Here is a 25,945-nt window from a genome sequence, read left to right as displayed (position 1 = left end):
TCGTCATGCCCTGTTCTCGCGTTGGAAGCTGACTTGGCGGAACGCTGCAGCCTGGCCTTTTTCCAGCATTCGAACGGCACCGGTTTGTTGCGGCTTGAAGTATTTGAGGTCCTTCTCTTCGATGCGCAGCTTCGATGCCGCTTCCCGCCAGTCAGCGGTTGCAAGGTTGAGCAACAACAGGGTGCCGGAGTTTTTGATGAAGTCCTGGGAGAAGTGCGCCGGAGACTGCCCGGCGAGTAGGATGGCCAGCCCGAACTTGCGCATTTCGTTGACGATGACATTGATCGGGTTGCTGCCATCCTCGCTGTTGAACTTTTTCGACTCATCGAGCACGATCATCCGGCGCAGTCGGCCACCGGACTCTCCACGCTGCATCATTTCTCGGATGATTGCGCGCATGCGGAAGCGGACGAACATCTTCAGTTCATCTTCCGATTGTGCCAGTGGTTTGAGGATGTACCGGCGGATCCGCGCGTTGCCGAACGGCGGCGGGTTAGGGTTGAAGATTCCGGTAGCGTTCAGGTTCTCAAGTCGGGTGATCACACTCAGCAGTACGTCTTTACTGTTGTACTTGATCGCTTCCTCGAACTCGCGGCCGGTGTCCATGCTGTTGACGAATGTGGTGAAGGTTTCGATGGACTTGGCCCGCAAAGTCTCCATGCGCTTTTCGAGTTTTTCCAGGTCTTCGTCCTTGCTACCGCTGGACTTGTTCATTTTCATCCGGGTTTGATTAAGGCTGCTCTGGGCCTTGCAGTAGTCGTCGAATGCACCGAGTGCATTACGTCCGGACTCACGATCTTCAATGCCCATCCATAGTGCTTTGAGTTTCCGTCGGGCAAACTGAATCACGTCGTTCAGCGATGGGTAAACCTCACGCAGTCCCGCCCAGTTTTTCTGATCAAGCATCGCGCGAATCTCCGCCTCCGAGGCTTCCTGCTTGACCCAAGTGCTCGGGTTATTGGCGAAAATTCCTTTCTGCATGTAAGTATCGGTCAGCAGGTGGCGAAGCACACCCTCCTGGTTGCCTCCCAGTTGTCGCGAGGTACTGTTGATGGCCTCGACAACGTCATTCACCGCCCGGCGCACGCCGCCGTAATGCTTGTCGGTGTTCAGCACGAGTGGGTTATAGCCGTAGCGAGTCGATTCACTGAACATGACCGTTTGGGCACCCGGGATCTCGATGTCGCCGTGGTAGTCGAAAATATCGATTTCAACATCGTCCGGCATGCCGTTGACGAACTGCCGGATCCAGTGGGTCTTGCCCGAACCGGAGGTTCCCGCAACACCGACGTGGTGATTGGACACCTGGTCTTCCTGCCAGTAGATCGGCTCTCTTTTCCCATTGCGTTCCTGCCAGAAGTCGTTTCCGATCAGAATCTTGGCCATTACGTTTTTCCTTACTCGTCAGTGTCGTATGCGGAATCGGGGATGTCTTCTTCATCCTCGTCATCCGGGATAATTTCGTATGGGTCATCGTGCCGCGGCTCGTGCATGTAGCCTGTCAAGCCGGCAGCTTCCGCTGCCTTCAACCCACGGCGCGCGGCTTCAAAAAGCACGATGCCGCGCTCGTTCGGAGGAACCTCGAACCGCCGAATGCTGTTCATGTGGTCAGCAGCGCTTTTAACCTCATCAAGAATCGGGTCGACCAAGGTTGGGTAGTACGGCTTCTCTGATCGACGAAGCTGGGCAAAGATGTAATCCGCAGATGCCATATCGTGGTCCTGCAGTTTCTTGGCCGAACGCGGTAGTCGATCGAACGAGGGCCGCTCGATCTGCAAAAACCGATTGATGTGCGCCGCAAGCTTGGCGGTTTTTTTCTCGTTGTCTGGGATGTAAAACGAAGCTGCTGGAACAACAGCGTCCTTGAAGATGACAAGCCCTTGACCGGAATCGAGCCCTTTCAGCTCACGCAGGGTGATTCGGTCCCGCTTCTCGATTGTCGCCGTGCGGTTACTGTCATACGCCGACGCGAACGTCCCTTGGGACGACTCGTGCCCGGTCAACACGCTGTAGTACGCGTCACCGCCGGCTTTCTTGATCAGTTCGAAGGTGTCATCCGGGTCTTCAAGGGCAAGCGTCCATTTGACCTTGGTGTTGGCGATCATCGACGCAGATTCCTCTGCGGCTTCACCACGTTTCAGGCCTTGAACGTCTTGCACTGCAGCAACCATCATGAAACCGAGCGATCGAGCCTGAGCAAACATCACCGCGATGCCGGCGGCGAAGTAATAGGCCAACTCGTCGCTGATAATCACGTAAGGGTTGGGTGCGTTGGTCGCCCGCGCGTCCAGGATCTCGGACTTGGTGCCTTCCAGTCGATAGCCGAGGTTTTGGGCCATCATCAATCGGATCGACGAGATGTACAGCTTGCCGAGCGCGGCGGCTTCCGACGCGGACTTTTCAAGCGACGGGATCATCACGACAAGAATGCGGTTGTTCAACAGCACATCCAGCATGTCGATTTCTGGATACTTGTCTTCGAAGATGAACCCGTAGGTGTCCATCATCATGCCGAGGGTGCGTGCGAACTGCCCGGTGAGGTAACCGTGCTGGTTGAAAACCTCCGGATCCCACTTGCTTGGGTCGTGCACCAGGCTCGGATTGAACCCCGGCAAACCGGTCTCGAAATAAGCTTTCAGCGGCAGGAAGGCCAGCTCGGGGAGTTTCCCCTCCAGCCCCTCGATGTAGAGCTTGACCATGTTCTGCAGGGCCAAGTAGTGGCGAATGAGGCCGATGGAGATGTCGACCTCGCCTTTCGCGCGCTTGTAGCAAAGCGTGCGAAGCTCGGAATCGATCATGTTCAAAGCTTTCTGCTGCCACTGTGCTCCATCACCGCTTGCCTGGGGCTGCAAAGAAGCCATGAGCTGCAGTAGAAAGTCCGCAGAGCCGTCGAAGAACGGATTCATCGAGTTCGATTGCGGCAATACCGCCTTGCCGCTGAATCGCCCTTCCTCTCGATCCACCATGGCCTTGAACGGGTCCATCCCCCCGGTCAGATAGTTGAGGATGAGGAAATCATCTTCGCGGCCCCGGCGTCGGCTTAGGGACCAAAGACAGAACGCCAGGTTAGCATCGGCCTTCCCGTCCCCGAAACAAAACCCAGAGGACCAGCAGAGGGCGTTGTACCCAATTCCCATGAGGGTTTCACTCTTCCCCGAGCCTGTGGTCCCCCCTAAAAATAGGTGCGTTCTTGCATCGGAATTATTGAGCCATAGCTCCCGCCCTTGCTCCTCTATGTCAGGCGTTCGCAGGTAACCGAGATAGAGAATTCCACCGGCAGCGAGGTAGCGCCGTACGGTCTTCGATTTACGAATGAATCCCCAGAGCGAGTTTTTTTCAATGAGCTCTTCGTAGAAATCGGTAACGTCGCTGCCGCCTACGTCTTTCGGCAGGCGCAGAGGCATGGCGAACTTCTGATCTTGAAAGGACATCAGCATGATCAGGAGTGTGAGAACCCAGATCGGCCATAGCGCGGGCAGGTACAGCTGAACGCCGGCAAACACGACCAAAAAAAGCCGGAAGTTGGCCGGGCGAAACAGCCAATGCATCCACCGGTCCCAGACCGTTCGGGTGTCGCGCGTGAGCTTCGAAGGATCCAGTTCGTGACTGTGATTAATCGCCATTTCTAAAACCTCAGCTCAACGGGACGCCAATCAGATCCTCGAACAGCAGTCGAAGAGCGTGACGGTAAATGAGTGCTTTGCTGACCTTGGCCAAAACAGCCTTTGCCTTGTTTGCGGCCACCACTTGCCGCTCCGGAATCGTACGGTCCAATCGATGGGTCACGTAGTCGGACAGGAACGCACTCAGCGTGCGCGCTCCTTTCAGTGCTTCCTCCCACGCCGCGATGCCTTGATCACGAATGAACGTGTCCGGATCTTCCCCTTCTGGCAGAAACAGGAACTGGGCGGTCTGGCCGTCTTTGAGCTCACCCAGTAAAACTGCAGCGGCAGCTAGCGCCGCGCGCCGGCCGGCTCGATCGCCATCGAAAGCGAAAACCAGGTGATCGGTTTGAACGAGCAGGCGTTTGACCTGGTGCTCAGTAATGGCTGTTCCCATAGGCGCGACCACGCGTTTGTCGCCTTCCTGGTGGGCCCTGAGCACGTCGAGGTAACCCTCGACGACCACAGCCAGTCTCGCTTTCCGGATGGCCATCTTCGCTTTGCTGAGCCCGTACAGCTCTTTGCCCTTGTGGAAGATTTCCGTCTCGGCGGTGTTCAAGTATTTGGGAGTCTTCCCATTGCTCGGGAGCATGGTTCGACCGGCAAAACCGACGATACTTCCGCTCTCGTTCTCGATCGGGAAGATGATGCGATCGCGAAAGCGATCGTAGAGACCGCGCTCGCCTTGAACAGCCAAGCCGGCCGCAATCAAAAGGTCGTCGCCTGATCGGGCCAGCAAACGAATGATGCCCGACGTCACAGCGCCGAGCCCGAACTCAGCGATCGTAGCGTCCGACAGGCCACGCTCCCCGACCAGGTATGCTCGAGCAGCGACATTCCTTTCAAGCCCGCTATGGTAGATACGAGCTGCATCCTTGAGCACGTTGTAGAGCTTCGCCAAACGCCGGCGTCTTTCTTGATCATCGGGCGAGTCACTTTCCGGCGGGGGCAACTCGATTCGGTTCTCTTCGGCGAGTCTAACGACAGCCTCGGGAAACTTGAGGTGGTGACGTTGCATCATCCAGCTGATGACATCTCCACTGGCCGGGCAGCCGTAGCACTTGTAAGTGTTGGTTTCAGGTTTCACGCGGAATGACGGTGAATTTTCCTTGTGAAAAGGACACAACGCCACAAAGTTGCGTCCGGCCCGCTTGAGTTTGATTTCCCGCGAAACCAGCTCAGCCAGGTCAACATCCTCACGGATACGACTCAGAAACGCCTCGTCGAAGCGATAGAACTTAGCCATGGCTAACACCGCTCGCGAACGACGATAGCGTCAAACGTCCCGGCGACCTCATCAGCGTGAAGCTCCCTGAAGCCATTGAGTGATGTTTTCCGCAGTTGCCCTCGTGCTGGATGGAAATTGCTGCCCCAGGACGTTCACGATCGCCGGCGTGCCGTCGAATTGCATGGCGCGGAAAAACTCGTTATTCGCTGTGAGGATCTCAGTGGACTCCGCGCAGCCGGTAGCGGAACGGTCAATGTTGCCGCCGGTGGCCTTCTTCCAGCGCTCGGCACGCGCCGCAGGCGCAGTACCACACAGAACAGGACCTAGCTGGGCTGTCGAGTCTTCTCCGCCAATGACGGAAACCGGAAAGATGTGGATCGTGTAGTCGGCAGCGAGTTTTTCAAGCTGTCCTTCCAGCCGCTGGCAGTAAGGGCAGAGCGGATCAGAAAAAACGAAAAGAGTCCCCTTGTCACCTGCCGACAACTGGACGCTGTACTTATCTGACGCCACACCGTCTTGTAGGGCCTTGGCCAACAGCTTGCTGTCTGGACTGAGCTTGGTCACCGGCTCCGCCTGGCTAGGGCTCTGCCCTTGGGTCTGCGCCGCAGCCAAGGTTGCCGAAGGTTTCACCGATGCGACTGACGGCTCAATCTGAGCGTTACCGACGGCTGTGAAGGCGGCAAGGATGAAGACAAACAGCAGCAGGGGGCCGAGGACCCAGCGCAACGCTCCCTTGTACCAGCCAATCAGCAGCCGGCGACGTGCGTAGCGTGTGTGCTCGTTTTTCAGATAGCCGAACGCGGCCGAGGCCAAATTTTCTGAACCGAATGTCTCCAACCGACGTTCAGCACCCAACCCATGACTCGTAACCGTGATTGCCTTGCTGGCCTTGTCCAGCGAGAAGGTGATGCCGTCGGTATCCAGCTTCAACGAAGTACTGGCCTGGCTCTCGCCGGTGCTGCCGAAATGGATGAGCATCGAATGCCCATATACGCGCACGCTGTCGTTGCTTTTCACAGGTTCATCCCTCGGAAGCTGAAGGGGCCAAAAGGCCGATTTTGATCAAGTATTTTTCGATGCCGACTATTGCGTCATCGACGAAGGGCTCGGTCAGGCAGTAGCCGATGTCGAAGACATATTTCTCCCACAGCGCCTGCGTGAAGACGCCGCAGGATTCAAGGAACGGGCCCTTGCGCCCCGTGGTGTTAAGTGGGTACCACAGGCCTCGGTCCATGCCCTTCAGCCAAATGAAGTGCGAGGAGGGGAGCTTGCCGGTGAGAGTGGCTTGCTGATGCATCACATGCAGCAGGGTGCGCGGGTAAGGGTGCTTTTTCAGCCAATCGGCGGCTTCGGGATGGGCCGCGTATTTTTTAAAAGCCTTATCGGCCAGGGACAGATCCGGGTAACCCTTCTTGCCGTTGAAGGTGTGGGTGTGACACGAACGGTTCAGCGCGTCGAGCAGATCCTGCGCCTTGTCCAAGTCTTTGCCGTTTGAGAGAAGGCGTGCGCCGAAAACCGCGAACAACGCTTTTTCATGCGGTTTCAGTTGGTCGAGCGAGTCAATGGGATCCCCGAGATGTTCGATCAGCATCCTTCTGATGTCGTCCCTAGCCAGGGTTCCGTTCACCAGCAGACCGTGCTTCTCAACCCATACTTCAGGGTTCATTGAGGATCGGTGCTCTTCTGGGTCGGTGTTGAGAAGATCACCGTAGTAGAGCGTGGGAATCACGCCTGGAGAGTGATTTGACATGATCCATGGCAAGGTCTCGACCGTGACCTTACGGCGTGTCTTGTTAGCCGGATGCTTGGTCGCGATCTTGATTCCACGCAAGGTCATGAGCAGCGGAATCCAGACAAAAAAGTAGCCGGCCTTGTTCAGGACGGACAGGAGGTATTCGAACGAAACCTGCTGCGGTCGACTCGCCCAGAAAGCCGCTTCCTGTCTCCACCGGCCGATCGTCTCAGGCATGAACGGCCAGTCAAATACGCCCAGTTGCAGCCAAGCCCATTTGAGACCCTGATATACAAGGTTCTCGCGATCGACGTACCAAATCGCAACCATGACACCCACGAAAATGGCGACCAGGGCAAAGTTGAGCAAGCCGGAATCGTCCCGGCGAAGATCACTTGAACCGCTCATTTTATGGCCCTCAGAAACTCAATTTACGGTCTACAGATCGATCGTCGTAACGAACTTTCAGCACCGGCATGGAGGGGAACGGGTGAGGGTTTTTACCCAAGTTCTGAACAGCTTCAGGCGAGTGGTCGAAGCGCAAAATGTAGGCCGTTGCTCGAGCGCCCCAGCATTGATCGCCTGCCAGGGTGCCGGGCGCAATGCCGAACTGAGACTCGATCTGTTGAGCCCAATGCAGTTCGATGGGGTAAGCAGCGCGAATGCTGTTTTCATGATTGCTCGCTGCCTGTCTCTGAACTGGTTCGCTTACCGGTACACGTCGGGCGAGCAGTACTCTTAAAGGAACGGAGTAGTCCCGAGCCGCCTGTATTTCACAGGCCGCTACCAGCGGTAACGTCGGGGGCAATTCAACCATCACTGTTCCTCTCTGCATCGGCCATTGGGGTGCTTGTTTATTTTGTATGGTATATATACTACGGAATATCCGCAAGTAACGCGCCTCCATACGCATGCACCCACGGGGCAACAGTGCCCATGTATTACGCGAGAGAAAGTCATGGCAGAAAACCAAAAAATTCTTGTAATCGGCGAAAAGTTTTCGCTGGTTGAGGCAGTACTCAATGTTCTGCCCGGGCGCAATGACGAGGAACAAAAGACCCATGTCATCCGTGGCAACTACTACTGCGTGTGGATGACTGGGCACGCCTATGAACAGGCCAAGCCTGATCATTACCTTCCGGATGATCTGCCACGCACTGGGAGTGGTAACAAAGTCTGGCGAGCTGAAGACTTGCCAATTGTTCCTCGCGAATGGGTCCTGGAGCCCAAAGACGGCGCGCGCGGACGGCTGGCGAAGCTCAAGGAATTTTTAAAGATTTGCGACGTGATCTATCACGTCGGTGACCCGGACTCCGAAGGGCAGTTGCTGGTTGACGAGGCCCTCGAGGCGCATGGTGTTGACGTGTTTCGCACCACGAACCCGATCAAACGGGTCCTCATCAACGACTACAACCGCAAGAAAGTCGAACAGGCGCTCGCAAGCGTTCGAGACAACCATGAACCCATGTTTCAGGGCTGGCACCTGTGGGCTTTGGCCAGGGGTCGCTATGACTGGCTGCTCGGACTGAACGCGACGCGTGCAATGACCCTCCGTGGCCGGGCGCTCGGCTTCGATGGCGTTCTCCCGGTCGGGAGTGTGCAAACACCGCTGCAGTTCATCATGCGTGAGCAAGAACGAGCGATCGAAAACTTTGTGCCGCAGACGTTCTACAAACTCAAGGCGCAGTTCAAACATCAGGCCGGCGAATTTTCGGCACGTTGGAAGCCTTCTGAGACCCAAGACGGTATGCGGGACGGACGGTTGATCGATCAGGACAAGGCCAGCGCTATCGCTGAGCTTGTAAAAGGGAAGACCAGCCTCGTCACTTCTTACGAAGTCGAGCCGAAAGAAGAACAGCCACCGCTACCACTGGCGATGGATGAACTGCAGATGGAGGCGTTTTCTCAGTTCGGCTATACCGGCCAGCAAGTGATGGAGGCTGCTCAGCGCCTCTACGAGACGTATAAAGTCGCGACCTACCCGCGCACCGACATTCGTTACCTTTCCGAAGCACAGCATGAAGCAGCCCCCGAAATTCTGGAAAGCGTATTCAGCATCAGACCGGACCTGGAATCGCTACGCGGGAAGATCGATTCTCAGCGACGTTCTGGAGCCTTTGACGACAAAAAGATGCTCACCAGCAAGGGTGAGCCGACACCCCACCACGGTATCGTACCGACAATTCCTGAAACCTCGGTATCCGCGTCGACCTGGTCAGAGACCGAGCGCAATGTCTACGACCTGATCGTCCGATCGTACCTTGCGCAGTTCGCCGGTCCCTTTGAGTTCCTGAAAACCACCATCACAGTTGTGGTCGAAAGCGAGACATTTTTAGCCGACGGCAGTACACCGACGGCGGATGGCTGGAAGGCCGTCTATGCCGTTGCCAAGGATACTGAGGCCCAGGATGAAGCAGACGACGAACAGGACGAAGGCCAAGCGCTGCCGGCGATGACCAAGGGTGATGCAGCTCAGTGTCTAGGTTGCGATGTGAAATCAGCAAAAACCTCTCCACCGGCGTACTTCGATGACAAGATGCTCATCGCCGCCATGAAGAACATTCACAAATACGTGACGGACCCGGTTGCCAAGGCTCGCCTCAAGGAAGGCGATGGGATTGGCACGACGTCGACGCGCTCCAAGATGATCCAGGAGATGAAGGATCGAGAAGTCATCATCCCCCTCAAGCCGGGAAGCCGCAAACTTCGAACTTCTGATCAAACGCGCGCGGTGATCGACGCGCTGCCGCTGGAAGTCAAGGACCCGGCCCAAGCGGGTGTCTTTAAAACGATGCTTGACCAGATCGCCGAAGGCGACATGAGTTTGGATCGGTTCATGGACAACACGGTCGGCTACGTCCGCTCTATTGTTGATCTCGCAGCAACAGCGGAAATGAAGCTCCCGGTAAAGCCCAAGAGCTCAGCAGCGCCTTGCCCAAAGTGCGGCGCGAAGCTGGAGGAAGATCGCCGTACCGTGTACTGCAAAAGCTGCGATTTCAAGCTCTGGCTTGAAGTGTCGGGGCGGGCGCTCAAACCCGCTGAAGTCGACGCGTTGCTTCGCGGCAAAGAGACCGCGTTACTAACCGGCTTCACCACGTCGAAGCCACCGAAGCGCAAGTTTTCCGCAAAGCTCAAGCTCAACATTCCCGCCGGCAAGGTCGACTTCATTTTCGAAGAGCGTCCGGCGCCATCTGACGATGGTCCGATCACCCCGTTGGCGGAGCCGTGCCCGAAGTGCAAGGGCACGTTTGAAAGCAAACCCGGTATGTACGCATGCGCTACGCCGGAGTGCGGCCTCAAGTTCTATAAAGAAATCTCGAGCAGGAAATTATCCAGCGCCGAGGCAGAGGCACTATTGTCCGCCGGCAAGACACAACTGCTGAGCGGTTTCATCAGTACCAAGAAGCGCCCGTTTTCCGCTTACCTGGTGCTCGATACGGCAGCGGGTAAAGTGAATTTCGAATTCGAGCCCCGCAAGTGATTTAGAGAACGCTGCAGCCCGCGTACTGGCGAACACCAGCCAGCGGGCTGACAGCATGGCCAACTTGGCGTTCAGCGCCATCGATACATCCAGGGACCCCTGACGATGCAATTTCCACAACTGAGCGCGGTACCAGCTTTCTACGCCACGACCACCGACGGTCGTACCGTGCCTTTCATCATCGCTGTGCTTCTTTACGACGCGGAGAATCAACCGAGAATTACACCGGCGGTAGAAGCATCTATCAACCGCACGATCGAGATCACCGCGCGCGAGGGGCTGGCGATGGCAACCATCTATGAAAGCGACAACCTCTACGACACGGCCTCAAAGTATCTGGAGCGCGCAATGAACCTCGTGGGGGCTATCGTTCTGTTTCGATGCGAGACCCCCGAGCTCTGCGAGCGGTTGATGGGTCATCTGAATACGCATTACGAACTTTCCTTGATTCAAGAGCCCGAACCCCGGAGTGAAGAGGACGACAGCAAACCATGAGCTTTACATGTTGCCCATTTAGGGCCACTATGCACTTTATGGGCAATTAGGAGCGCTATGAAAAACTTTCAGTGCAGAGCAGCGCGAGCACTTTTGGGATGGAGTCAGTCCCATTTGGCTCAAGAGAGCTGCACCGCCTTGCGAACGATCAAAAATTTCGAGGCCGGGCGGTGTGAGCCGCGACGCCTGACTGTCCAGGCTCTGGTTGCGGTCTTTGAGCGTCACGGACTGGTCTTGCTTGAAAGCGGCGGGGTCGACTTCTCCGCTCTAAAACCCGAGGAGGTCGCGAAGTGAAAAAAAATATTGGCCTGGTCCTGCTCGCGATCGTCGCTTTCGCCTTGGCAGTCTTTTTCTTCGTGGCGTTTTGCAAGTCGCCGGAGCACGAATCAAGTGCTGCCTGGCTGCGTTACGGCTTCATCAATGCTGGATTTTTCGTTGTTCTAGCATGGCAATTGTACTTCCTCGGAGTTTTTAGGCGGCCGATCTGACCGAGCGTTTACGGGCACTTCATGCCTGGGTGATAGACTGCGTGGAAGTATTTTGTATACTGCCTACAATACAAACAATGTAGGCAGGTAGGCTGTGGCACGTCGACGAGAACCCGTAGAGAACATTGACCAGTTCTCTTTTGATTTCACCTTTAACAAAACACTGGAAACCATCGCGACTCTCGAAGCCGAGATGGACATCGATGACGACTTAGGAGTTACCCATGCTGATCGGACAACAACAACCACTGGTACTGGCTTCGAAGGTGCTCAAGCAGGCGACCATTCAGGCCATCCGGAGCTCGCCGTCGTACAACCTGCAGGGATGGAACATTCTGGACCGTTGGGCCTTCAACAGTCCGAGCCAGTTGGTAGCCCTGGAAGCGGAGGGGGAGGTGATCCTCTTGGGGCGGTTACTGGAGCAGCAGTCGACGGAGCAGAACGTCCTCAATCGCTCGATCGAGCAGATTCGCGCGGGCAGCACTCCGCACGAGATTCTGGCTCAGAACGAGGTCAATACCGAGCTGTAGAAGCCCCCCGCAACTACAGCATCAGTGAAGATGACAATCTTGGTGATGGCGGTGCAAAAGCCAAGTTCAGGGATAACCTCGCAGCGATCGAGCTGCTGAAACAGCTTGAGTCGAAAGGGCAGAAAGCGACCCCCTTGGATCAGGCCACGTTAGTCCGCTACGTGGGATGGGGCGGCCTTCCGCAAGCCTTCGACCACCAGAATGCCGATTGGCAAGCGGAGTATCAGCAACTCTCCAACGCGCTGACCCAGGATGAATTCGAGCGAGCTCGACGTTCGACGCAAGACGCGCACTACACGTCCGAAGTCATTATTCGCGGGATCTACCAAGGACTGCAGAAGCTGGGGTTCGAAGGCGGGAAAATTTTCGAACCTGCCGCCGGCACAGGGCACTTCATTGGCATGATCCCCAAGGATCTGCAAGCGACCACTCAGTTCACTGCCGTCGAGCTGGACCCGATCACCGCCGCGATCGGCAAGCAACTTTATCCGGAGGCCACCTACATCAACAAAGGCCTGCAGGATGTGGTTATCCCCGCCGGCTACTTCGATGCTGTGATTGGTAACCCGCCATTCGGCTCCCAGTCACTTTACGATCCGCATCACCGCGACATCAGTAACTTTTCCATTCACAACTATTTCCTCGCGAAATCGCTGGACAAGCTCCGGGACGGCGGTGTGATGGCCCAGGTCGTCAGCCGCTATTTTCTCGATGCCGGCAACACTAATGCTCGCTCGTATATCGCCGACAGAGCCCACTTCCTCGGCGCGATCCGGTTGCCCAACAATGCGTTCAAGCGCAATGCGCTGACCGAAGTAACCACGGACATCGTGTTCTTCCGCAAGGCTGCGCCCGGCGAAGAAACTGACCGGTCTTGGGTGAATGTCGGCGAAATACGAGACCGCGAAACCGGGGCACCGATAACGCTCAACAGCTACTTCATCGCGCATCCTGAGCAAATGGCCGGATCGATGGTGTTGTCGCGCAACCTCCACCGGGAAGCGCCGGAGCTCATCGCTCCGCCCGGGCAGAATCTCGCCGAAGCAATCACTCAGCGGTTGGCTGTTCTGCCGTCTCGAGGGTTCACACCACTACGCGGTGCGGCCTCGGCCGAGGACGTTGAGACAAACGACAAACCGACGCTCGTTCTGCCGGCGTCTCTGAAAGTTGGCTCCTATTTCGTAACACCAGGTGGCCAGCTTGCTCGGCGCCTTCCAGATCTGCTTGCGGATCACGATTACATCGCTATTACCCCCAAGAACGAACGCACCGGAGAGCGTATCAGGGGCATGATCGGCATTCGTGATGCCCTGGGCGACCTGATGCAGCGCGAGCAATCCGAAACAGCGACTGATTCTGACTTGGCAACGTTGCGGAAAGGATTGAACACGGTCTACGACCAGTTCGTTCGCAAGTACGGGCATTTGAGTGCCCAGGCCAACCGGTTGGCCATGGCCGAGGATCCGCAGTACCCGCTGCTGCATGCGCTTGAGAGCGACTACGACAAAGGTATCTCTGCCGACACCGCCAAAAGGCACGGCGTAGACTCGCGCGCACCTACGGCGAAAAAAGCAGCGATCTTCTCCAAGCGGGTTATGGGGCCGCGCAAAGAAGTCACCAAGGTAGAAACGTCCAAGGATGCTCTGGTCGTTTCGATGAACCAGGTCGGCCGCATCGATCTGTCCCGAATGATGCGTCTCTCCGGCAAGCCTGAGGCAGAGCTGATCTCCGACCTGCGCGGACTGATCTACAAAAACCCACAACTGCAGCGTTGGGAGACTGCTGATCAGTATCTCTCCGGCAACGTCAAACAAAAACTGCGTGAAGCACTGTCCGCCGCGGAGAAGAACCATGAATTCACCGCCAACGTTGACGCACTGCGCGCTGTGCAGCCTGCTGACATCGATCCCGTGGACATCAAAGTCCAGCTTGGCTCGACGTGGGTTCCGGATCTGGACGTGGAGGAATTTGTAAGGCACATCCTGGGGAGCGTTCCTTGCCGTGTGACATACCAACCGTCACTCGGTAAGTACCTCGCAAAAATCGGCGCCGCCGATCGGACCACCGGTAATGTGACTTGGGGGACGGAGCGTTACCCAGCCCATCACCTGATCGAAGCAGTTCTGCTCGGACATGCCATTCAAGTTCGGGACGAGGTCGGCAAGGACGATCGAGGCAACAAGATTTTCAAGATCAACGACGTCCAGACTGCTGCTGCAAACCAGAAGGCCGATGAAATACGCCAGGCTTTCGTCGATTGGATCTGGGAAGACAAAGACCGCCGGCAGCGGCTGTCGCGGATTTACAACGATCGATTCAACACCAACGTCGCAGCGCACTACGACGGTTCGCATCTGGAACTGCCGGGCGCCTCGTTGGACATCACTCTGCGGCCTCACCAAAAGAACGCCATCTGGCGTGGTATCCAGGATGGCACCGCGCTGCTGGACCACGTCGTCGGCGCCGGCAAGACTCTGATCGCAGTTGGCACAGTGATGGAAAGCAAGCGCATGGGGTTGATGGACAAGCCCATGCTCGTCGTACCGAACCATCTGCTCCTGCAATGGAAGGACGCCTTCTACTCGCTGTATCCTGACGCCAATATTCTGGTGGCAGAGAAGGCCGACTTCAAAAAGGAGAATCGCGAGAAGCTTTTCGGGCGGATTGCAACGGGCGACTGGGACGCCGTAATCGTGGCGCACAGTTCGTTCAAACGCATCGGCATGCCCGAGGACACGCTCACGCGCATCCTGAACGAGCAGATCCAGGATCTCACAAACGCAATTCGCCAGTTGAAAGAGGAAAGCGGCGATCGGCTCACCATCAAGGAAATGGAAAAAGCCCGCGAACGCATGAAGGAGCGTCTGGAGCGCAAGGCAGACACAGGTTCAAAAGACCAGTCGATCAGCTTCGCCGATCTCGGCGTCGACGCACTCATTGTCGATGAGGCGCACGAGTTCAAGAACCTGTACATCACCACATCGTTGAGCCGGATTTCCGGACTGGGCAACTTGGCAGGCTCTGAAAAAGCGTTCGACCTATTCGTCAAATGTCGCTATTTGCAGCAACGCAATGAGGGTCGCGGGGTCTTTTTTGCAACGGGCACCCCGATCAGCAACACCATCGCCGAGCTGTACACGATGCAGCGCTACCTGCAGTACGACGAGCTCAAGGCGCGCGGGATCGTCCACTTCGACGCGTGGGCCAGCACCTTTGGCCAAGTCGTGTCTGGCTGGGAGCTGGACGCTACTGGTGTCAATTACCGCCTGAACAGTCGGTTCTCTAAATTCCAGAATGTGCCCGAGCTCATGGCTCAATACCGGGTATTTGCCGACGTGATCACCACCGCGGATCTGGAGCGTCAAGCTGCCGAACGTGGCACACGCTTCCCGGTACCGAGAGTGAAAGGGGGACGCCCGCAAAACATTGTGGTCGACCGTTCCGATGACCAGGCCACTTTCATGGGGATCCAGAGTGTCGTTCGGGATCTGCGCGGCGAGCCTATTTATCGGGCTGATGGCACCGTGACCAAAGAGTGGAACAAGGGCTCGATCATCCATCGCATGGAGAATTTGCCCAAGGATCCGCGTATCGATAACCCGCTGAAAATCACGAATGAGGCCCGCAAGGCCGGTCTGGACTTCCGCCTGATCAATCCCCTGGCGGACGACCATCCAGGCAGCAAAATCAACGTCGCAGTCGAGAACATCTATCGCATCTGGGCCGAATGGAAAGATCGCAAAGGCACTCAACTGGTTTTCTGCGACCTCTCAACCCCGAAGCTGAAAAAGAGCAGCGCGCCGGCCGTTGCCAACGACGATGACATTGATGTCGACGACGATCTTCCAGCGGTGTCCATGGATGAGCTCCTCGCTCAAGGATCCGCGTTCAGTGTTTATGACGACATCAAGTCGAAGCTCATCGCCAAAGGCATTCCGGAGAACGAGATACGATTCATCCACGAAGTGAACACGGACCTTCAAAAATCGAAGCTCTTCGACGAGATGAACCGTGGCGACATCCGTATCACGTTGGGCTCTACGGCCAAAATGGGCGCAGGCACGAACGTACAGCGGCGGCTGGTGGCGGAGCACCACCTCGACGCACCGTGGCGACCAAGCGACCTCGAGCAGCGGGAGGGGCGCATTATTCGCCAGGGCAACCTGTTTTACGAACAGGATCCGGACAACTTCGAAGTGGAGATATGCCGCTACGCCACAAAACAGACCTATGACAGCCGCATGTGGCAAACAATCGAGTACAAGGCGTCTGGCATCGAGCAGTTCCGTAGAGGCGACTCCCTACAGCGAGAGATTGAAGACGTGGCCAGCGAAGCTGCTAACGCCGCCGAGATGAAAGCGGCAGCGACCGGCAACCCGCTGATCTTTCTCCAGGTCAAACTCAGTGCTGACCTCAAGAAGCTTGAAGCTGTCTACTCGAACTACAAGCGTGCCCAGCACAGCCTTGAAAGCCGCGTTGATTGGCTGAACGGCGCAGATGCGCGAGCAGACAGAACCGTGGCTCGATGCGATGCCGAAATCAAGCTCCGTGACGGTAAAACGACCAGCGAGTTTGAGTTCCGAATCAACGATCGCGTCTATCGCGAAAAGGAACGAGAACAAGCGCTCGCTCAGATCATGTACAGCATGAAAAAGGCGATCGAGTCGCGGGGGCAATCGCTGGCAGACTCGCCAGGGCAGATAAAGGTCGGTTCGTACCGTGGCTTCGAGATCGAGGTGTACGCTCGCAGGGAAACTATTCAGTTCTCCATCACCGGTACCGACAGTTATGAACCTGACAACCTGCGTTATTCCGCGGACGACAAGTTCAGCCTGGCCGGCTTCACCAGCAGGCTCGACAACTTTTTAGGAAAGTTTGAAACCTGGCGGGACGAAGCGGAAACGCACCGCTCGAAGGAGCTACTTGAGCTGACTCGGGCGATGTCTGAGCGGACAAAGTCGTTCCCCCAACAGGAGAAGCTCGAGGCGCTGAGACAAGACGTCCGCGACGTCATGACTGAGCTCAAACTGATTCAAGCCGACGACAACTACGTGTCGACTTGGAAGCCACAATCACACGCGGAGGAGTCGAAGCCTCAACAGGAAAAAATCCGGCTTCGCATGTAAACCAAAAGGGTCGGCAATTGCCGACCCTTTTTCGTTGCCATGCTTTGCGAGACCGGCACCGCCGATGCCTTCTGATTGCAAGTATCAGAGGCCCTCATAGCTTGATTAAACTCCATACAATAGCTATTGTACGGAAAATTAAAGCCTGTTGGACGGCACTTCCGCTTCGGTACAGCGTAGCGCCAACGGTTGCTTAATCACCCCGAAGTGTGAAGCAAAGGCCCTGTAAGGGCTATTTTTTGCGCACTACAATTGTATTGTGCAATACAAATTGAAGCGGATTGCATTATGAGTGGTTACCTTCGCCCAACTGAAGAAGCGTATGCGGAACTTCAGCGTGCGTACGATTACTACAACGATCACCTGTTTGCGTCCCAAGAGCGACTGCCGGCGTGCATGATCACCTACCAGCGCGAAAAGCGGACGATGGGATATTTCTCGAAAGGCCGCTTCATTCGTTTGGATGGGACGAAGGCCGACGAAATCGCCATGAATCCCGACTATTTCGCGGTTATACCTCTTGTGGAAATTCTACAAACCTTGGTCCATGAGATGGTTCATCAATGGCAGGACCATTTCGGTAAGCCCAGCAGGGCCTGTTATCACAACTGGGAATGGGCTAGAAAAATGGAGGCTTTGGGCCTGATGCCGTCTTCGACAGGGCAACCTGGTGGCAAAAAAACTGGCCAGTCGATGAACGACTACGTCATTCCCGGCGGGCGTTTCGATAAAGCCACTCGCCGCTTGCTCAGCACTGGCTTTGCCATTTCATGGATGGATCGATTTCCAATTAGTGTACGGCCTCTCGCAGCGTTGGCACCCAGTCCACAGTATTCCTCAGACCCGGATGCCGGGAGTGTGCGGCTTGCCGCCCTGGCGAACGATGTGGTCCGAATCGCGGCAGACCTCGACACCGCTGGGTATGTCGCCGGAAGTTCAGGCCTAGCGCAACAGGAACAAGACCAGACTCCGCAACAGGTACTAGTCGAAGCGGGCTATCGGGCGCCGGCTGCTGCCGGGCTCGATATTGGCGTGAGGGAGGACGTTGACCGAAGCAACCGCGACAAATATTCCTGTCCAGCGCCTTCCTGCAATACGAACGTGTGGGGTAGACCTGGCCTACTGATCATCTGCGAACCTTGCGGCTTGAGGTTGGAGGCAAACCATGCAAAGCCGAAACCTTCGTAGGCTGCTTCCGAGGCCTAGGGCAAACCTGCTACCGCGCCCGGGGGCTTGGTGGCTGCTGTCAACCAGGGCGACAAGTCACCCTGGTTAACAGCAGCTCCACAAAAACCTGCAGTACCGGGCCTTTGCCATGTTCATTAACAATCCTGTTGTCTGTTCGCTGTGTGCTTTGTGCTGTGTGCCCAACGTAACCATCAGGGCGGGGATTCTCAATATCTTACCTTGAAGGTTGGTGAGTCCTCCGGACGCTGCCCACGCCGATCATAGAGGCGCGTCGTACTGATATTGGCGTGCCCCAGCCAAACTTGGACCTTCGCGATATCGGCGTCATGTTCCAAGGCATTGGTCGCGGCCGTCGCGCGAAGTCCGTGCACCCCCAGCCCTTTCACCTTGATCCCCGCAGCGTGCGCCCATTGCGCGACTACCTTATAGATCCCATTGCCCGTCACGGCGGCACCGGTGCTGCGACCACGGATAGAGCGAAACAGCGGCCCGTTGCCGGGTTCACGCTGACTGTCCCGCTCGAGGTATTCATAGATCCTGTCAGCCGCCACTGGGTGCAGCGGCAAGTAGCGGGTTTTCCCCCCTTTTCCTCTCACCTGCAGGTGCTTGATGCCACGGCGATCCTGCAGATCGTTGGTCATCAGCTGCGCAGCTTCCTCGCGTCGAAGGCCGTGGTACAGCAACACCGCCAAAATGGCCCGGTCGCGAATGCCCTTCAACGTCCAGCCGTCCGGCGCCGTCAGCAGTGATTTAGCCTGATCATCACCGAGGGCCGGGGTCTTGCCTTCATTGGATTCCACCCTGGGCCGTTTGACGCCGTGTACGGGATTGCCGCCGGCGACGGCGTTGTTTTCCAGCAAGTGATCAAAGAGGCTGGCCAGTGCCGCGAGTTTGCGCCGGATTGTGGCTCCCGCCAGGCCCCGGGTTTCCAGATCGGCGCGCCAGGCCAGCACGTGCGCGCGGGTGACGGCGCGAAATTCATCGGCGCCGGTGAGGCCGACAAACCCGCAAAAGTCATCAAGGTCGATTTGATAGGCGCGTCGGGTGCGTGGGTTGTCGATATTGGCGAACCATTCGACGGCGGCCGGCACGCTGGCCAGCTGCTGGAACGCCAGTGCGCTCAATCGGCGTTCCCCGGCAGGCATCAGCTCGGCAGTGGACTGCGGTGGAATCAGATCTTTCATCGTATGCCCGGCCCAGCCGGGCGCCCAGCAGCATGTTCAGCGGCGACCCATTCCCAGTATTTACGGATCGATCGTTCTGCTTCGGACTCCGGCACCAGGTGCGCCCAACTCGCCTTTATTTCATCATGCTCACCGGTGCGAATGTCGCGCTGCAGGTGAACGCCGGCGGCCGCAAAGCGCCGCTCTATCTTCGACCAGAAACCGAGGGATGTGCCGACCTCATGCATGGTGGCCAACGCCAGGCCGTGCTGCCGGTAAAGGCACCATAGCGCGGCTTGGCCCAGGCCCTGCCGGCGATGGCTGTCGAGAATCTTGTAATCGCTGATGTACAGCCGGTCCTTTAGAGGACTCAGGCCGTACTCGATGTAACCGACCCGCTGGCCGTCGCGAACGACGTCGACGTTTATCGACAACCCAGGAAAAATGAAGTTGCCGCGCACTGATTCGCTGCGCACGGTCACCAGTTGCAGGTCACTGGACAACGCATCAAGGCGGACGATCTGGCGGCGCTGGAAGAAATCGCGCAGCGGGTCGAACAGGGGCATGGGGCGATCCTCACGGGGGCGGGTGTCAGATGCGATTGATGTACTGGTCAGCCGGAACCGTTCCAGGGCCGTAACCTTCTACAACCAGTTTCCAGTGCGTGGCCTGTTGTTTGCCGGTGGGGGCATGGGAGCCATGGACCACACCCGAGCCCAGGTGCGAATTGCCTTTGTCCCACACGATATGGTCACCCTTGCGGATGGTGTTCGCGGGGTGACGCTCAACGGTCAGCGTGAGCCCGGAGCTGTCGGTCATGTCAATATCAAGCAGATGATGACACTGAGTGCAGGTCCAGGTCTGCCTATCAACATTGGTAGCGCCGTTACTGCCGTTATGACCATTTGGGCAGAAGTAGTGCGAATCGTAGGACGGAGCGATGTAAAACGTCATGGTGAGCCTTCCAGGGCAATTGGGTCGATAACGTATTTTATCAACACTTAACCCTAAACCGACACATCGGTTTGAACTCGCTTCGTATTGTATCTATCATGCGAAATACAGACATCACGAGGGTAGTCGCATGCGAGTTGAGGATCAGACCGTACGAGAAGCAATAATCTGTGCGGGATTTGGCGACAAACAACTAGTCGATAGAGGTGACCTCTATATTGCTCTGAGTGAAATCATGCAACTTGATTCCGCTAAGTACAGTGACTTTGTTGAAAAGCTCCGAGGATTGCTCGAACACGCCGATAAATTCGATAAAGCAGAAGTCATGAAAACACTTGCAGCTGTTCATCCTAAAATCAAAAGTTGTCCATGTGGCCGAAAACCAGCAATACACGGTATTGAACCAGGCACTGACCCTCAAGTCGTTTGTTTACATGAAGATGAGGCAATTGTGATCGACGGTGAAACACTTGCTGATGCAGTTGCCAATTGGAACTGCGACGATTGGACGCTGAGCGTTGTCAGAGCGACCTTCGCGTTAGAGTAAGATTCGGTAAGCAGCTTGGGTAAAAATACAAATACGTATTTACGCAATTACGTAGTAAATGTAACATGTCGCTTTCTAGGTGGTCACCCGAATCAGTGCAGTCATCAGGACGAAGGGCAGAAATGAATTCGACAACACGTTTTTCTCCAGCTGCGGAGCTCTTTCTGCCACTTGCAGACGTATCTGCGAACGACCTCGCAAAAGGGGAATTCACGGATAGATTTTTCGCTAGCGCTTCGCCACCGGAATTAGCATGCGTATTGCTAATTCAGAACTTAGAAAATCTCGTGCGTCAGAATGTATCGCTGACACGAATCGAAGTCATGCTTGAAGGTGCCATCCGAGTAGGCTTCGATCAGTCAATGGACTCCACCAGCGTTTTTGCGGAGCAAGTGAAAAGCCGCTTCAACCAACGAAACTTTGCTACCGGCTTGCGACTGTTGCCAAAAATTGGTGCAAGGCTGCTAGAGCAGGATGATGTTCAAGCATGCGATTACTTAAGTGGCGGACGAAACTGGGACTTCAAGTTTAGCCAGCGTCACTCAGCAAAAATCAACCCACTAAAGCACGAGCTGCACCTGCCTTCCGGAAACTTATTGAAGCTCACTATTCAGCAACGCCGCCTGTTCGATGAGTTCAATGCTGGCCGTGACGAATCTTTCCATATTCAAGGCTATGCAGGAATCGGGAAAACATTCCTCATCGCACAATTCTTCGAGTATCTGGACTCCGACACGACGTTGTTGATGGCTTACATGCCTAGCCAAGTAAACGCTTTGAAGGCTAGAGTCATTGCTGCAGGTGTAAAAGCAGAACTAAACGCACACACTTTCGGCCACATCACAAATTTAGTGTTGAATAGAGACAAAACGTCCAGGGCTTGGAGAGTGTCGGATCGGCAACGAACACTGCCGAATTATCTCGTAACCGACCAACAGATTGCGACCTGGCTTCGCCTACAATCGGTCGGCAAGCTCAGTCCGCGCGAAGTAGCAAATGTTTGTCGCCGGGCGCTATTCAGTTTTTGCTTGTCCCCGAGCACAGATATTCTTCCTAAACACCTACCCGCCGTAGGTTGCATTTTAGATGATGTAGAAATATCAGTACTCGTTGAGTATTCCTGGCTTATTTGGAACGAAATGATCAGGCCCTCGGCGCCAGAGATCAGGCTTCCAATCAGGAACGTACACCGAATCAAGTACCTCGCTTTGACCTCTGAAGTATTACCCGAGGAATACAAGCACGTCATTATTGATGAAAGTCACGAACTGACAGCGCCGATGTTGCAGATCCTTGACCGCAGCCCACAAGCTGTTCTCACGCTTGGCGATGAATTCCAACAGCTAGCAGGCATAACACCGCGCCATGCTCCAGTCGTCCGCCAACGGTTTGTTACGCAATCACTCCGCTCCGGGCCGGCGATGGGCGACATTTTGAATCCACTGATTCAACGCCACCCAAGTGCGATAAAAGAGAATTATGAAGGTCGATCAGCAGAGCCGCTGCATCTATCGCCTTACGATTCAATGCCGATCCCTCAAAAGCCAACGACTATTATCGTTGAGAATGAGTGGGGTCTCTTAGGATGGTTCAAACGTTTAACCGAGTCTGATGCTCGGTTTCAAATGACAGAGTCGGCTACTAATGAACTCCGTACTTTCGTCACTGATTTGATATTGTTGTTCAATGAAGGCATCCGGCCACGTCATCGTATGATTTTTCGCTATTCATCTTGGGACTCCCTCGGCAATGCAATGGGCGGTAATCATTCATTCAAAGCCGCACACGAGCTTTTGGATAAAGGATTCAACCACGACGACTTCTCCAATTTGCTTGCAAGGTATTGCAGTGATGCCGATGCAATAATAAAGCTTTCAAGAATTGACGATGTGAAGAACCAAGAGTATGACCGGGTGCTTCTGTCCCGAGATCTACTGAGGCCTCCTCGGGAGGGCAGTCACCATACCTTGGCGACTGCCTGCTCGTTGCTGTACACAGCAAGCTCAAGAGCAAAGCATGAACTCATACTGCCCGGAAATATGATCCAGTGGGTATCAAGCATCTCAGCCAATAGCAACTGAACCTTTGCAGGTTGATGCTCACGTACTAAGTAAGCTCATACCTGGACCGGTATTCCCGTATCCGAATCAGCAGCCGGCTGCGCAGATCGTCGACCACCTGCAGCTTGTCGACGTCGCCGGCGACGGTTGATCAGCTGCTGGAATCTGCAGCACCAGGTGCATGCGGGAAGGTCGAGCTGGACGGGAGGGCCTGACCGCCGCGCGCTGGCCACCGGCGCCGCCGGCTATTCGCCCCGATCGCACAGATCTGCCGTATACCCCGGGAGCAGATCCCGACCAGTCCCCCGGCCGCGCCGATCGGCGCCGGCCTCGAGCACGACCAGCTGCAGCTCGTCATCGTCGCCGGCGGCGGCTGATCAGCTGCTGGATCTACAGCACCAGGTGCATGCGGCATCGTCGAGCTGGGCGGGGAGGGCCTGACCGCCGTGCGCTGGCCACCGACTCCGCCGGCGGAAAGCCTGGCCCGCCTTGCAGGCACCATCGTTGCCGGCCATACGCGCCGATCAAGCAGATATGCCCTACACCCCGGGAGCGGATCCGGACCAACCCCGGCCGCGCCGATCGGCGCCGGCCTCGAGCACAACCAGCTGCAGCACGTCGACCTCGCCGGCAACGGCTGATCAGCTGCTGGATCTGCAGCAACAGGTGCATGCGGGAAGGTTGAGCTGGACGGGAGGGCCTGACCGCCGCGCGCTGGCCACCAGCGCCGCCGGCTATTCGCCCCGATCGCGCAGATCTGCCGTATACCCCGGGAGCAGATCCCGACCAGCCCCCCGGCCGCGCCGATCGGCGCCGGCCTCGAGCACGACCAGCTGCAGTTCGTTACCGTCGCCGGCGGCGGCTGATCAGCTGCTGGATCTACAGCACCAGGTGCATGCGGCATCGTCGAGCTGGGCGGGGAGGGCCTGACCGCCGTGCGCTGGCCACCGACTCCGCCGCCGGAAAGCCTGGCCCGCCTTGCAGGCACCATCGTTGCCGGCCATACGCGCCGATCAAGCAGATCTGCCGTACACCCCGGGAGCGGATCCGGACCAACCCCGGCCGCGCCGATCGGCGCCGGCCTCGAGCACGGCCAGCTGCAGCACGTCGACCTCGCCGGCGACGGCTGATCAGCTGCTGGATCTGCAGCACCAGGTGCATGCGGGAAGGTCGAGCTGGGCGGGGAGGGCCTGACCGTCATGCGCTGGCCACCGGCGCCGCCGGCGGAACCCCTGGCCCCGCCCGGGCACCATCGTTGCCGGCCATTCGCGCCGATCGAGCAGATCTGCCGTACACCCCGGGAGCGGATCCGGACCAACCCCGGCCGCGCCGATCGGCGCCGGCCTCGAGCACGGCCAGCTGCAGCACGTCGACCTGCCGGCGACGGCTGATCAGCTGCTGGATCTGTAGCACCAAGTGCACGCGGTATCGTTGAACTGGGCGGGAAAGGCTGGACCTTCATGCGCTGGCCACCGACACCGCCGGCGGAAACCCTGGTCTCACCCGGGCACCATCGTAGCCGCCAATTCGCGCTGATCAGCGCCAGGGTCAAGCGTGAGCAGGGAAGGGCATGAGCGCCTTGCGATCGGCCATCGGCGATGGCAACACCCATCCCCCCGCCCTTCCCTCCAGGAAGGGAGCGAGTCGGCCTCTGACCCCATCGGCCATGGGGAAGAAGCAACCCCATGACCGCCGGGGGAGCCTTATTCAGAAGCAATCTGGTAAAGGGACGCTGCGCTTCAGTCCTCACCCGTTCGGTGCTCGCCTGCAAGCAGGCTACGCTCCGCGTGCGGCTTCCGGGCTGCCCCCTGACCAGGGGGCACTACGTCAGTCTAGGTCGCTGAATCTATTGCGATACCACCATGGCCTGGCAAAGATTCGAGAACCACGCATGAAATGCAGGATTTTCCCCCAAAGCACTTTGAATGTGAGCCCGAAGTATGCAAGGACCGCGAAAAACAAGATCACCACCACTGCCAGAATAAAAGTCCACAGCCGTATATGGGCCAGCCAGATAAAAATCGGCATGTACGCCATGCATGGGATACCGATTATTTTTGGAGATCGCCCTGCATGCTGCCAAATAGATGCGCTCATGCGGCGGCTCCTGATCTACGCCGAAAGTCCTTCTGACCAGCAAGCTCAATGAACTCACTTTCATCTATGCGGCCTGCCAAATACAAGGCCCAAGCCTTGTCATCGAGCGTTGACTCTGCTTTTTCCAGCATGTTTCGCAATTTCACTGCCCACTGTTCGAAAGGCACGCCTTGGATATCGTTTCGAAGATCCCGGTCAAAAACGACGAATTCACGGATAGCCTGTCGTTTTCCGTCGGTCGTTTTCAGCAGTCGTTGCACAACCACGACACGAAGGCACCCCATCAGTCTGGAAGCCACAGCGGATTGTTGAGCGGGAGGGTAGACCTGGATAATACGGTTGATTGTCTCGGCGACGGACTCAGTGTGGACTGTCGCGTAGCACAAGTGTCCACTCAAGCCAGCTTCGATCATCGCATCCATGGTCTCGAGGTCTCGTGCTTCACCGATACCGATGATACTTGGCTTGCGGCGCATGGCGTTCTTCAAACCGAGTGCGAAAGAACCAATATCTCGACCGATTTGCGATTGAGAGGGTTGTGGGCCTTTCCAGTGATCACCACCAAGTACGAACTCAATCGGGTCTTCGTAAGTTACAACTTTCCTATCAGGCATCGCTACCCCTGCATGTCCGTAGACTGCCGCTTGCAGGGTTGTTTTACCCGAACCTGTAGGCCCGCAAACCAAAACAAGTCCCTGGCTTGGGTATAGAGCTTCGAAAAGTTCCTTTTCGATACCCATTTTGAAAATGTCAGGCAGCATTGATGGGATGATACGCATCGTGATTGAGTACACTTCATCAAGTTTCGCCACACGTGCCTGCACAAAGTTGCACCGAAACCGAATGAATTCACCGCGCTCAATGCCTAGTTCTTCTCCATGCAGCTCAAGAGGCCGGTCGGCCCCTATGCCTGAGCGGATACTGTTCTCAACTTCCGCTTGCCAGACGGACGAAATAAGAACCGGCAGGTGTCCCTGCTTTATCGTGTGTTTTGAAACCGGGCACTGCCTTCCGTGAATTTCCGCCCAAATATAATCGCCGCCTTGGATCGTCAAATCCGAAACGCCATTGTCTGCGCAGTACTTCAGAAACGCTTTGAAATTGTGAGGGCTAAGTTCCCCGTAAAACTCAAAAGGCTCAATAAGAGGCAGAGTTTTCGGTGGAGGTGTTAGTCGCATTTCTTCAGTAAGCAAA

19 protein-coding genes are annotated in these 25,945 nt (G+C 56.4%); 8 read left to right on the top strand and 11 right to left on the bottom strand.

Annotated features, from left to right (window positions below):
* Positions 1-3: 3 nt before the first annotated feature.
* Genes NF676_RS00550 through NF676_RS00525 form a run of 6 tightly spaced genes read right to left on the bottom strand, consistent with a single transcriptional unit; the run spans position 4 to position 7,439 of the window.
* Entirely contained in the window at positions 4-1,386 is a 1,383-nt protein-coding gene (locus NF676_RS00550) for an ATP-binding protein (protein ID WP_252886110.1), read from the bottom strand.
* 11 nt (positions 1,387-1,397) lie between these two features.
* A complete protein-coding gene (locus tag NF676_RS00545; protein ID WP_252886109.1) occupies positions 1,398-3,623 on the bottom strand; it encodes a TraG/TraD/VirD4 family protein in 2,226 nt (741 codons plus the stop codon).
* Positions 3,624-3,633: 10 nt separating this feature from the next.
* Entirely contained in the window at positions 3,634-4,908 is a 1,275-nt protein-coding gene (gene dnaG / locus NF676_RS00540; RefSeq protein ID WP_252886108.1) for a DNA primase, read from the bottom strand.
* 51 nt (positions 4,909-4,959) lie between these two features.
* Positions 4,960-5,907 carry a DsbC family protein gene (locus tag NF676_RS00535; RefSeq protein ID WP_252886107.1) on the bottom strand — a complete coding sequence of 316 codons (948 nt, stop codon included), beginning with the start codon at positions 5,905-5,907 and terminating at the stop codon, positions 4,960-4,962.
* A 4-nt stretch (positions 5,908-5,911) separates the two neighbouring features.
* On the bottom strand, positions 5,912-7,030 hold the full coding sequence (locus NF676_RS00530) for a secretion/conjugation apparatus DotM-related subunit (RefSeq protein ID WP_252886106.1): 1,119 nt from the start codon (positions 7,028-7,030) through the stop codon (positions 5,912-5,914).
* Positions 7,031-7,040: 10 nt separating this feature from the next.
* Positions 7,041-7,439, bottom strand: coding sequence for a hypothetical protein (locus tag NF676_RS00525; protein ID WP_252886105.1), 399 nt, complete (start codon positions 7,437-7,439; stop codon positions 7,041-7,043).
* A 141-nt stretch (positions 7,440-7,580) separates the two neighbouring features.
* On the opposite strand from NF676_RS00525, the gene NF676_RS00520 reads away from it, so the two are divergent.
* The 6 genes from NF676_RS00520 to NF676_RS00495 all read left to right on the top strand — a co-directional run bounded on the left by NF676_RS00520 (position 7,581) and on the right by NF676_RS00495 (position 17,930).
* Positions 7,581-10,103 carry a type IA DNA topoisomerase gene (locus tag NF676_RS00520; RefSeq protein ID WP_252886104.1) on the top strand — a complete coding sequence of 841 codons (2,523 nt, stop codon included), beginning with the start codon at positions 7,581-7,583 and terminating at the stop codon, positions 10,101-10,103.
* A 105-nt stretch (positions 10,104-10,208) separates the two neighbouring features.
* Complete coding sequence (locus tag NF676_RS00515; protein WP_252886103.1) at positions 10,209-10,598, top strand: hypothetical protein; 390 nt, start codon at positions 10,209-10,211, stop codon at positions 10,596-10,598.
* Positions 10,599-10,888: 290 nt separating this feature from the next.
* Positions 10,889-11,086: a hypothetical protein gene (locus NF676_RS00510; RefSeq protein WP_252886102.1), complete on the top strand. Its 198-nt coding sequence runs from the start codon at positions 10,889-10,891 to the stop codon at positions 11,084-11,086.
* A 224-nt stretch (positions 11,087-11,310) separates the two neighbouring features.
* Positions 11,311-11,616, top strand: coding sequence for a hypothetical protein (locus NF676_RS00505; RefSeq protein ID WP_252886101.1), 306 nt, complete (start codon positions 11,311-11,313; stop codon positions 11,614-11,616).
* A 134-nt stretch (positions 11,617-11,750) separates the two neighbouring features.
* On the top strand, positions 11,751-16,742 hold the full coding sequence (locus NF676_RS00500; RefSeq protein ID WP_252886100.1) for a helicase-like domain-containing protein: 4,992 nt from the start codon (positions 11,751-11,753) through the stop codon (positions 16,740-16,742).
* Between the two features lie 288 nt (positions 16,743-17,030).
* Positions 17,031-17,930: a SprT-like domain-containing protein gene (locus NF676_RS00495; RefSeq protein WP_252886099.1), complete on the top strand. Its 900-nt coding sequence runs from the start codon at positions 17,031-17,033 to the stop codon at positions 17,928-17,930.
* A 206-nt stretch (positions 17,931-18,136) separates the two neighbouring features.
* Here NF676_RS00495 and NF676_RS00490 read toward each other — a convergent pair whose 3' ends face one another.
* The 3 genes from NF676_RS00490 to NF676_RS00480 are packed head-to-tail and all read right to left on the bottom strand — an operon-like array spanning position 18,137 to position 20,047.
* Positions 18,137-19,114 carry a tyrosine-type recombinase/integrase gene (locus NF676_RS00490; protein WP_252886098.1) on the bottom strand — a complete coding sequence of 326 codons (978 nt, stop codon included), beginning with the start codon at positions 19,112-19,114 and terminating at the stop codon, positions 18,137-18,139.
* Positions 19,111-19,659, bottom strand: a complete 549-nt coding sequence (locus NF676_RS00485) for a GNAT family N-acetyltransferase (protein WP_252886097.1) — start codon at positions 19,657-19,659, stop codon at positions 19,111-19,113. The genes NF676_RS00490 and NF676_RS00485 overlap by 4 nt, the downstream gene beginning before the upstream one ends.
* A 25-nt stretch (positions 19,660-19,684) precedes the next feature.
* Positions 19,685-20,047: a hypothetical protein gene (locus NF676_RS00480; protein WP_252886096.1), complete on the bottom strand. Its 363-nt coding sequence runs from the start codon at positions 20,045-20,047 to the stop codon at positions 19,685-19,687.
* A gap of 130 nt (positions 20,048-20,177) precedes the next feature.
* Here NF676_RS00480 and NF676_RS00475 point away from each other — a divergent pair, with 130 nt between their 5' ends.
* The gene (locus NF676_RS00475; protein WP_252886095.1) at positions 20,178-20,594 is read left to right on the top strand and encodes a hypothetical protein; all 417 of its coding nucleotides are present in this window, start codon (positions 20,178-20,180) and stop codon (positions 20,592-20,594) included.
* 122 nt (positions 20,595-20,716) lie between these two features.
* A complete protein-coding gene (locus NF676_RS00470; protein WP_252886094.1) occupies positions 20,717-22,675 on the top strand; it encodes a P-loop NTPase family protein in 1,959 nt (652 codons plus the stop codon).
* A gap of 1,806 nt (positions 22,676-24,481) precedes the next feature.
* Here NF676_RS00470 and icmT read toward each other — a convergent pair.
* Together icmT and traJ are read right to left on the bottom strand one after the other, a co-directional pair.
* Positions 24,482-24,751 carry an IcmT/TraK family protein gene (gene icmT / locus NF676_RS00465; RefSeq protein ID WP_252886093.1) on the bottom strand — a complete coding sequence of 90 codons (270 nt, stop codon included), beginning with the start codon at positions 24,749-24,751 and terminating at the stop codon, positions 24,482-24,484.
* Entirely contained in the window at positions 24,748-25,929 is a 1,182-nt protein-coding gene (gene traJ / locus NF676_RS00460; protein WP_252886190.1) for a plasmid transfer ATPase TraJ, read from the bottom strand. The genes icmT and traJ overlap by 4 nt, the downstream gene beginning before the upstream one ends.
* Positions 25,930-25,945 lie beyond the last annotated feature (16 nt).

This window comes from Pseudomonas siliginis (genome assembly GCF_024072275.1).
Lineage (GTDB): Bacteria > Pseudomonadota > Gammaproteobacteria > Pseudomonadales > Pseudomonadaceae > Aquipseudomonas > Aquipseudomonas siliginis.
This window is presented reverse-complemented; position numbering and strand designations above follow the sequence as displayed.

Coding starts and splice junctions, on each gene's coding strand:
- NF676_RS00550 (WP_252886110.1), bottom strand. CDS start 1,386: ATGGCCAAGATTCTGATCGGAAACGACTTCTGGCAGGAACGCAATGGG.
- NF676_RS00545 (WP_252886109.1), bottom strand. CDS start 3,623: ATGGCGATTAATCACAGTCACGAACTGGATCCTTCGAAGCTCACGCGC.
- dnaG (WP_252886108.1), bottom strand. CDS start 4,908: ATGGCTAAGTTCTATCGCTTCGACGAGGCGTTTCTGAGTCGTATCCGT.
- NF676_RS00530 (WP_252886106.1), bottom strand. CDS start 7,030: ATGAGCGGTTCAAGTGATCTTCGCCGGGACGATTCCGGCTTGCTCAAC.
- NF676_RS00525 (WP_252886105.1), bottom strand. CDS start 7,439: ATGGTTGAATTGCCCCCGACGTTACCGCTGGTAGCGGCCTGTGAAATA.
- NF676_RS00520 (WP_252886104.1), top strand. CDS start 7,581: ATGGCAGAAAACCAAAAAATTCTTGTAATCGGCGAAAAGTTTTCGCTG.
- NF676_RS00515 (WP_252886103.1), top strand. CDS start 10,209: ATGCAATTTCCACAACTGAGCGCGGTACCAGCTTTCTACGCCACGACC.
- NF676_RS00505 (WP_252886101.1), top strand. CDS start 11,311: ATGCTGATCGGACAACAACAACCACTGGTACTGGCTTCGAAGGTGCTC.
- NF676_RS00495 (WP_252886099.1), top strand. CDS start 17,031: ATGAGTGGTTACCTTCGCCCAACTGAAGAAGCGTATGCGGAACTTCAG.
- NF676_RS00490 (WP_252886098.1), bottom strand. CDS start 19,114: ATGAAAGATCTGATTCCACCGCAGTCCACTGCCGAGCTGATGCCTGCC.
- NF676_RS00485 (WP_252886097.1), bottom strand. CDS start 19,659: ATGCCCCTGTTCGACCCGCTGCGCGATTTCTTCCAGCGCCGCCAGATC.
- NF676_RS00480 (WP_252886096.1), bottom strand. CDS start 20,047: ATGACGTTTTACATCGCTCCGTCCTACGATTCGCACTACTTCTGCCCA.
- NF676_RS00475 (WP_252886095.1), top strand. CDS start 20,178: ATGCGAGTTGAGGATCAGACCGTACGAGAAGCAATAATCTGTGCGGGA.
- NF676_RS00470 (WP_252886094.1), top strand. CDS start 20,717: ATGAATTCGACAACACGTTTTTCTCCAGCTGCGGAGCTCTTTCTGCCA.
- icmT (WP_252886093.1), bottom strand. CDS start 24,751: ATGAGCGCATCTATTTGGCAGCATGCAGGGCGATCTCCAAAAATAATC.
- traJ (WP_252886190.1), bottom strand. CDS start 25,929: ATGCGACTAACACCTCCACCGAAAACTCTGCCTCTTATTGAGCCTTTT.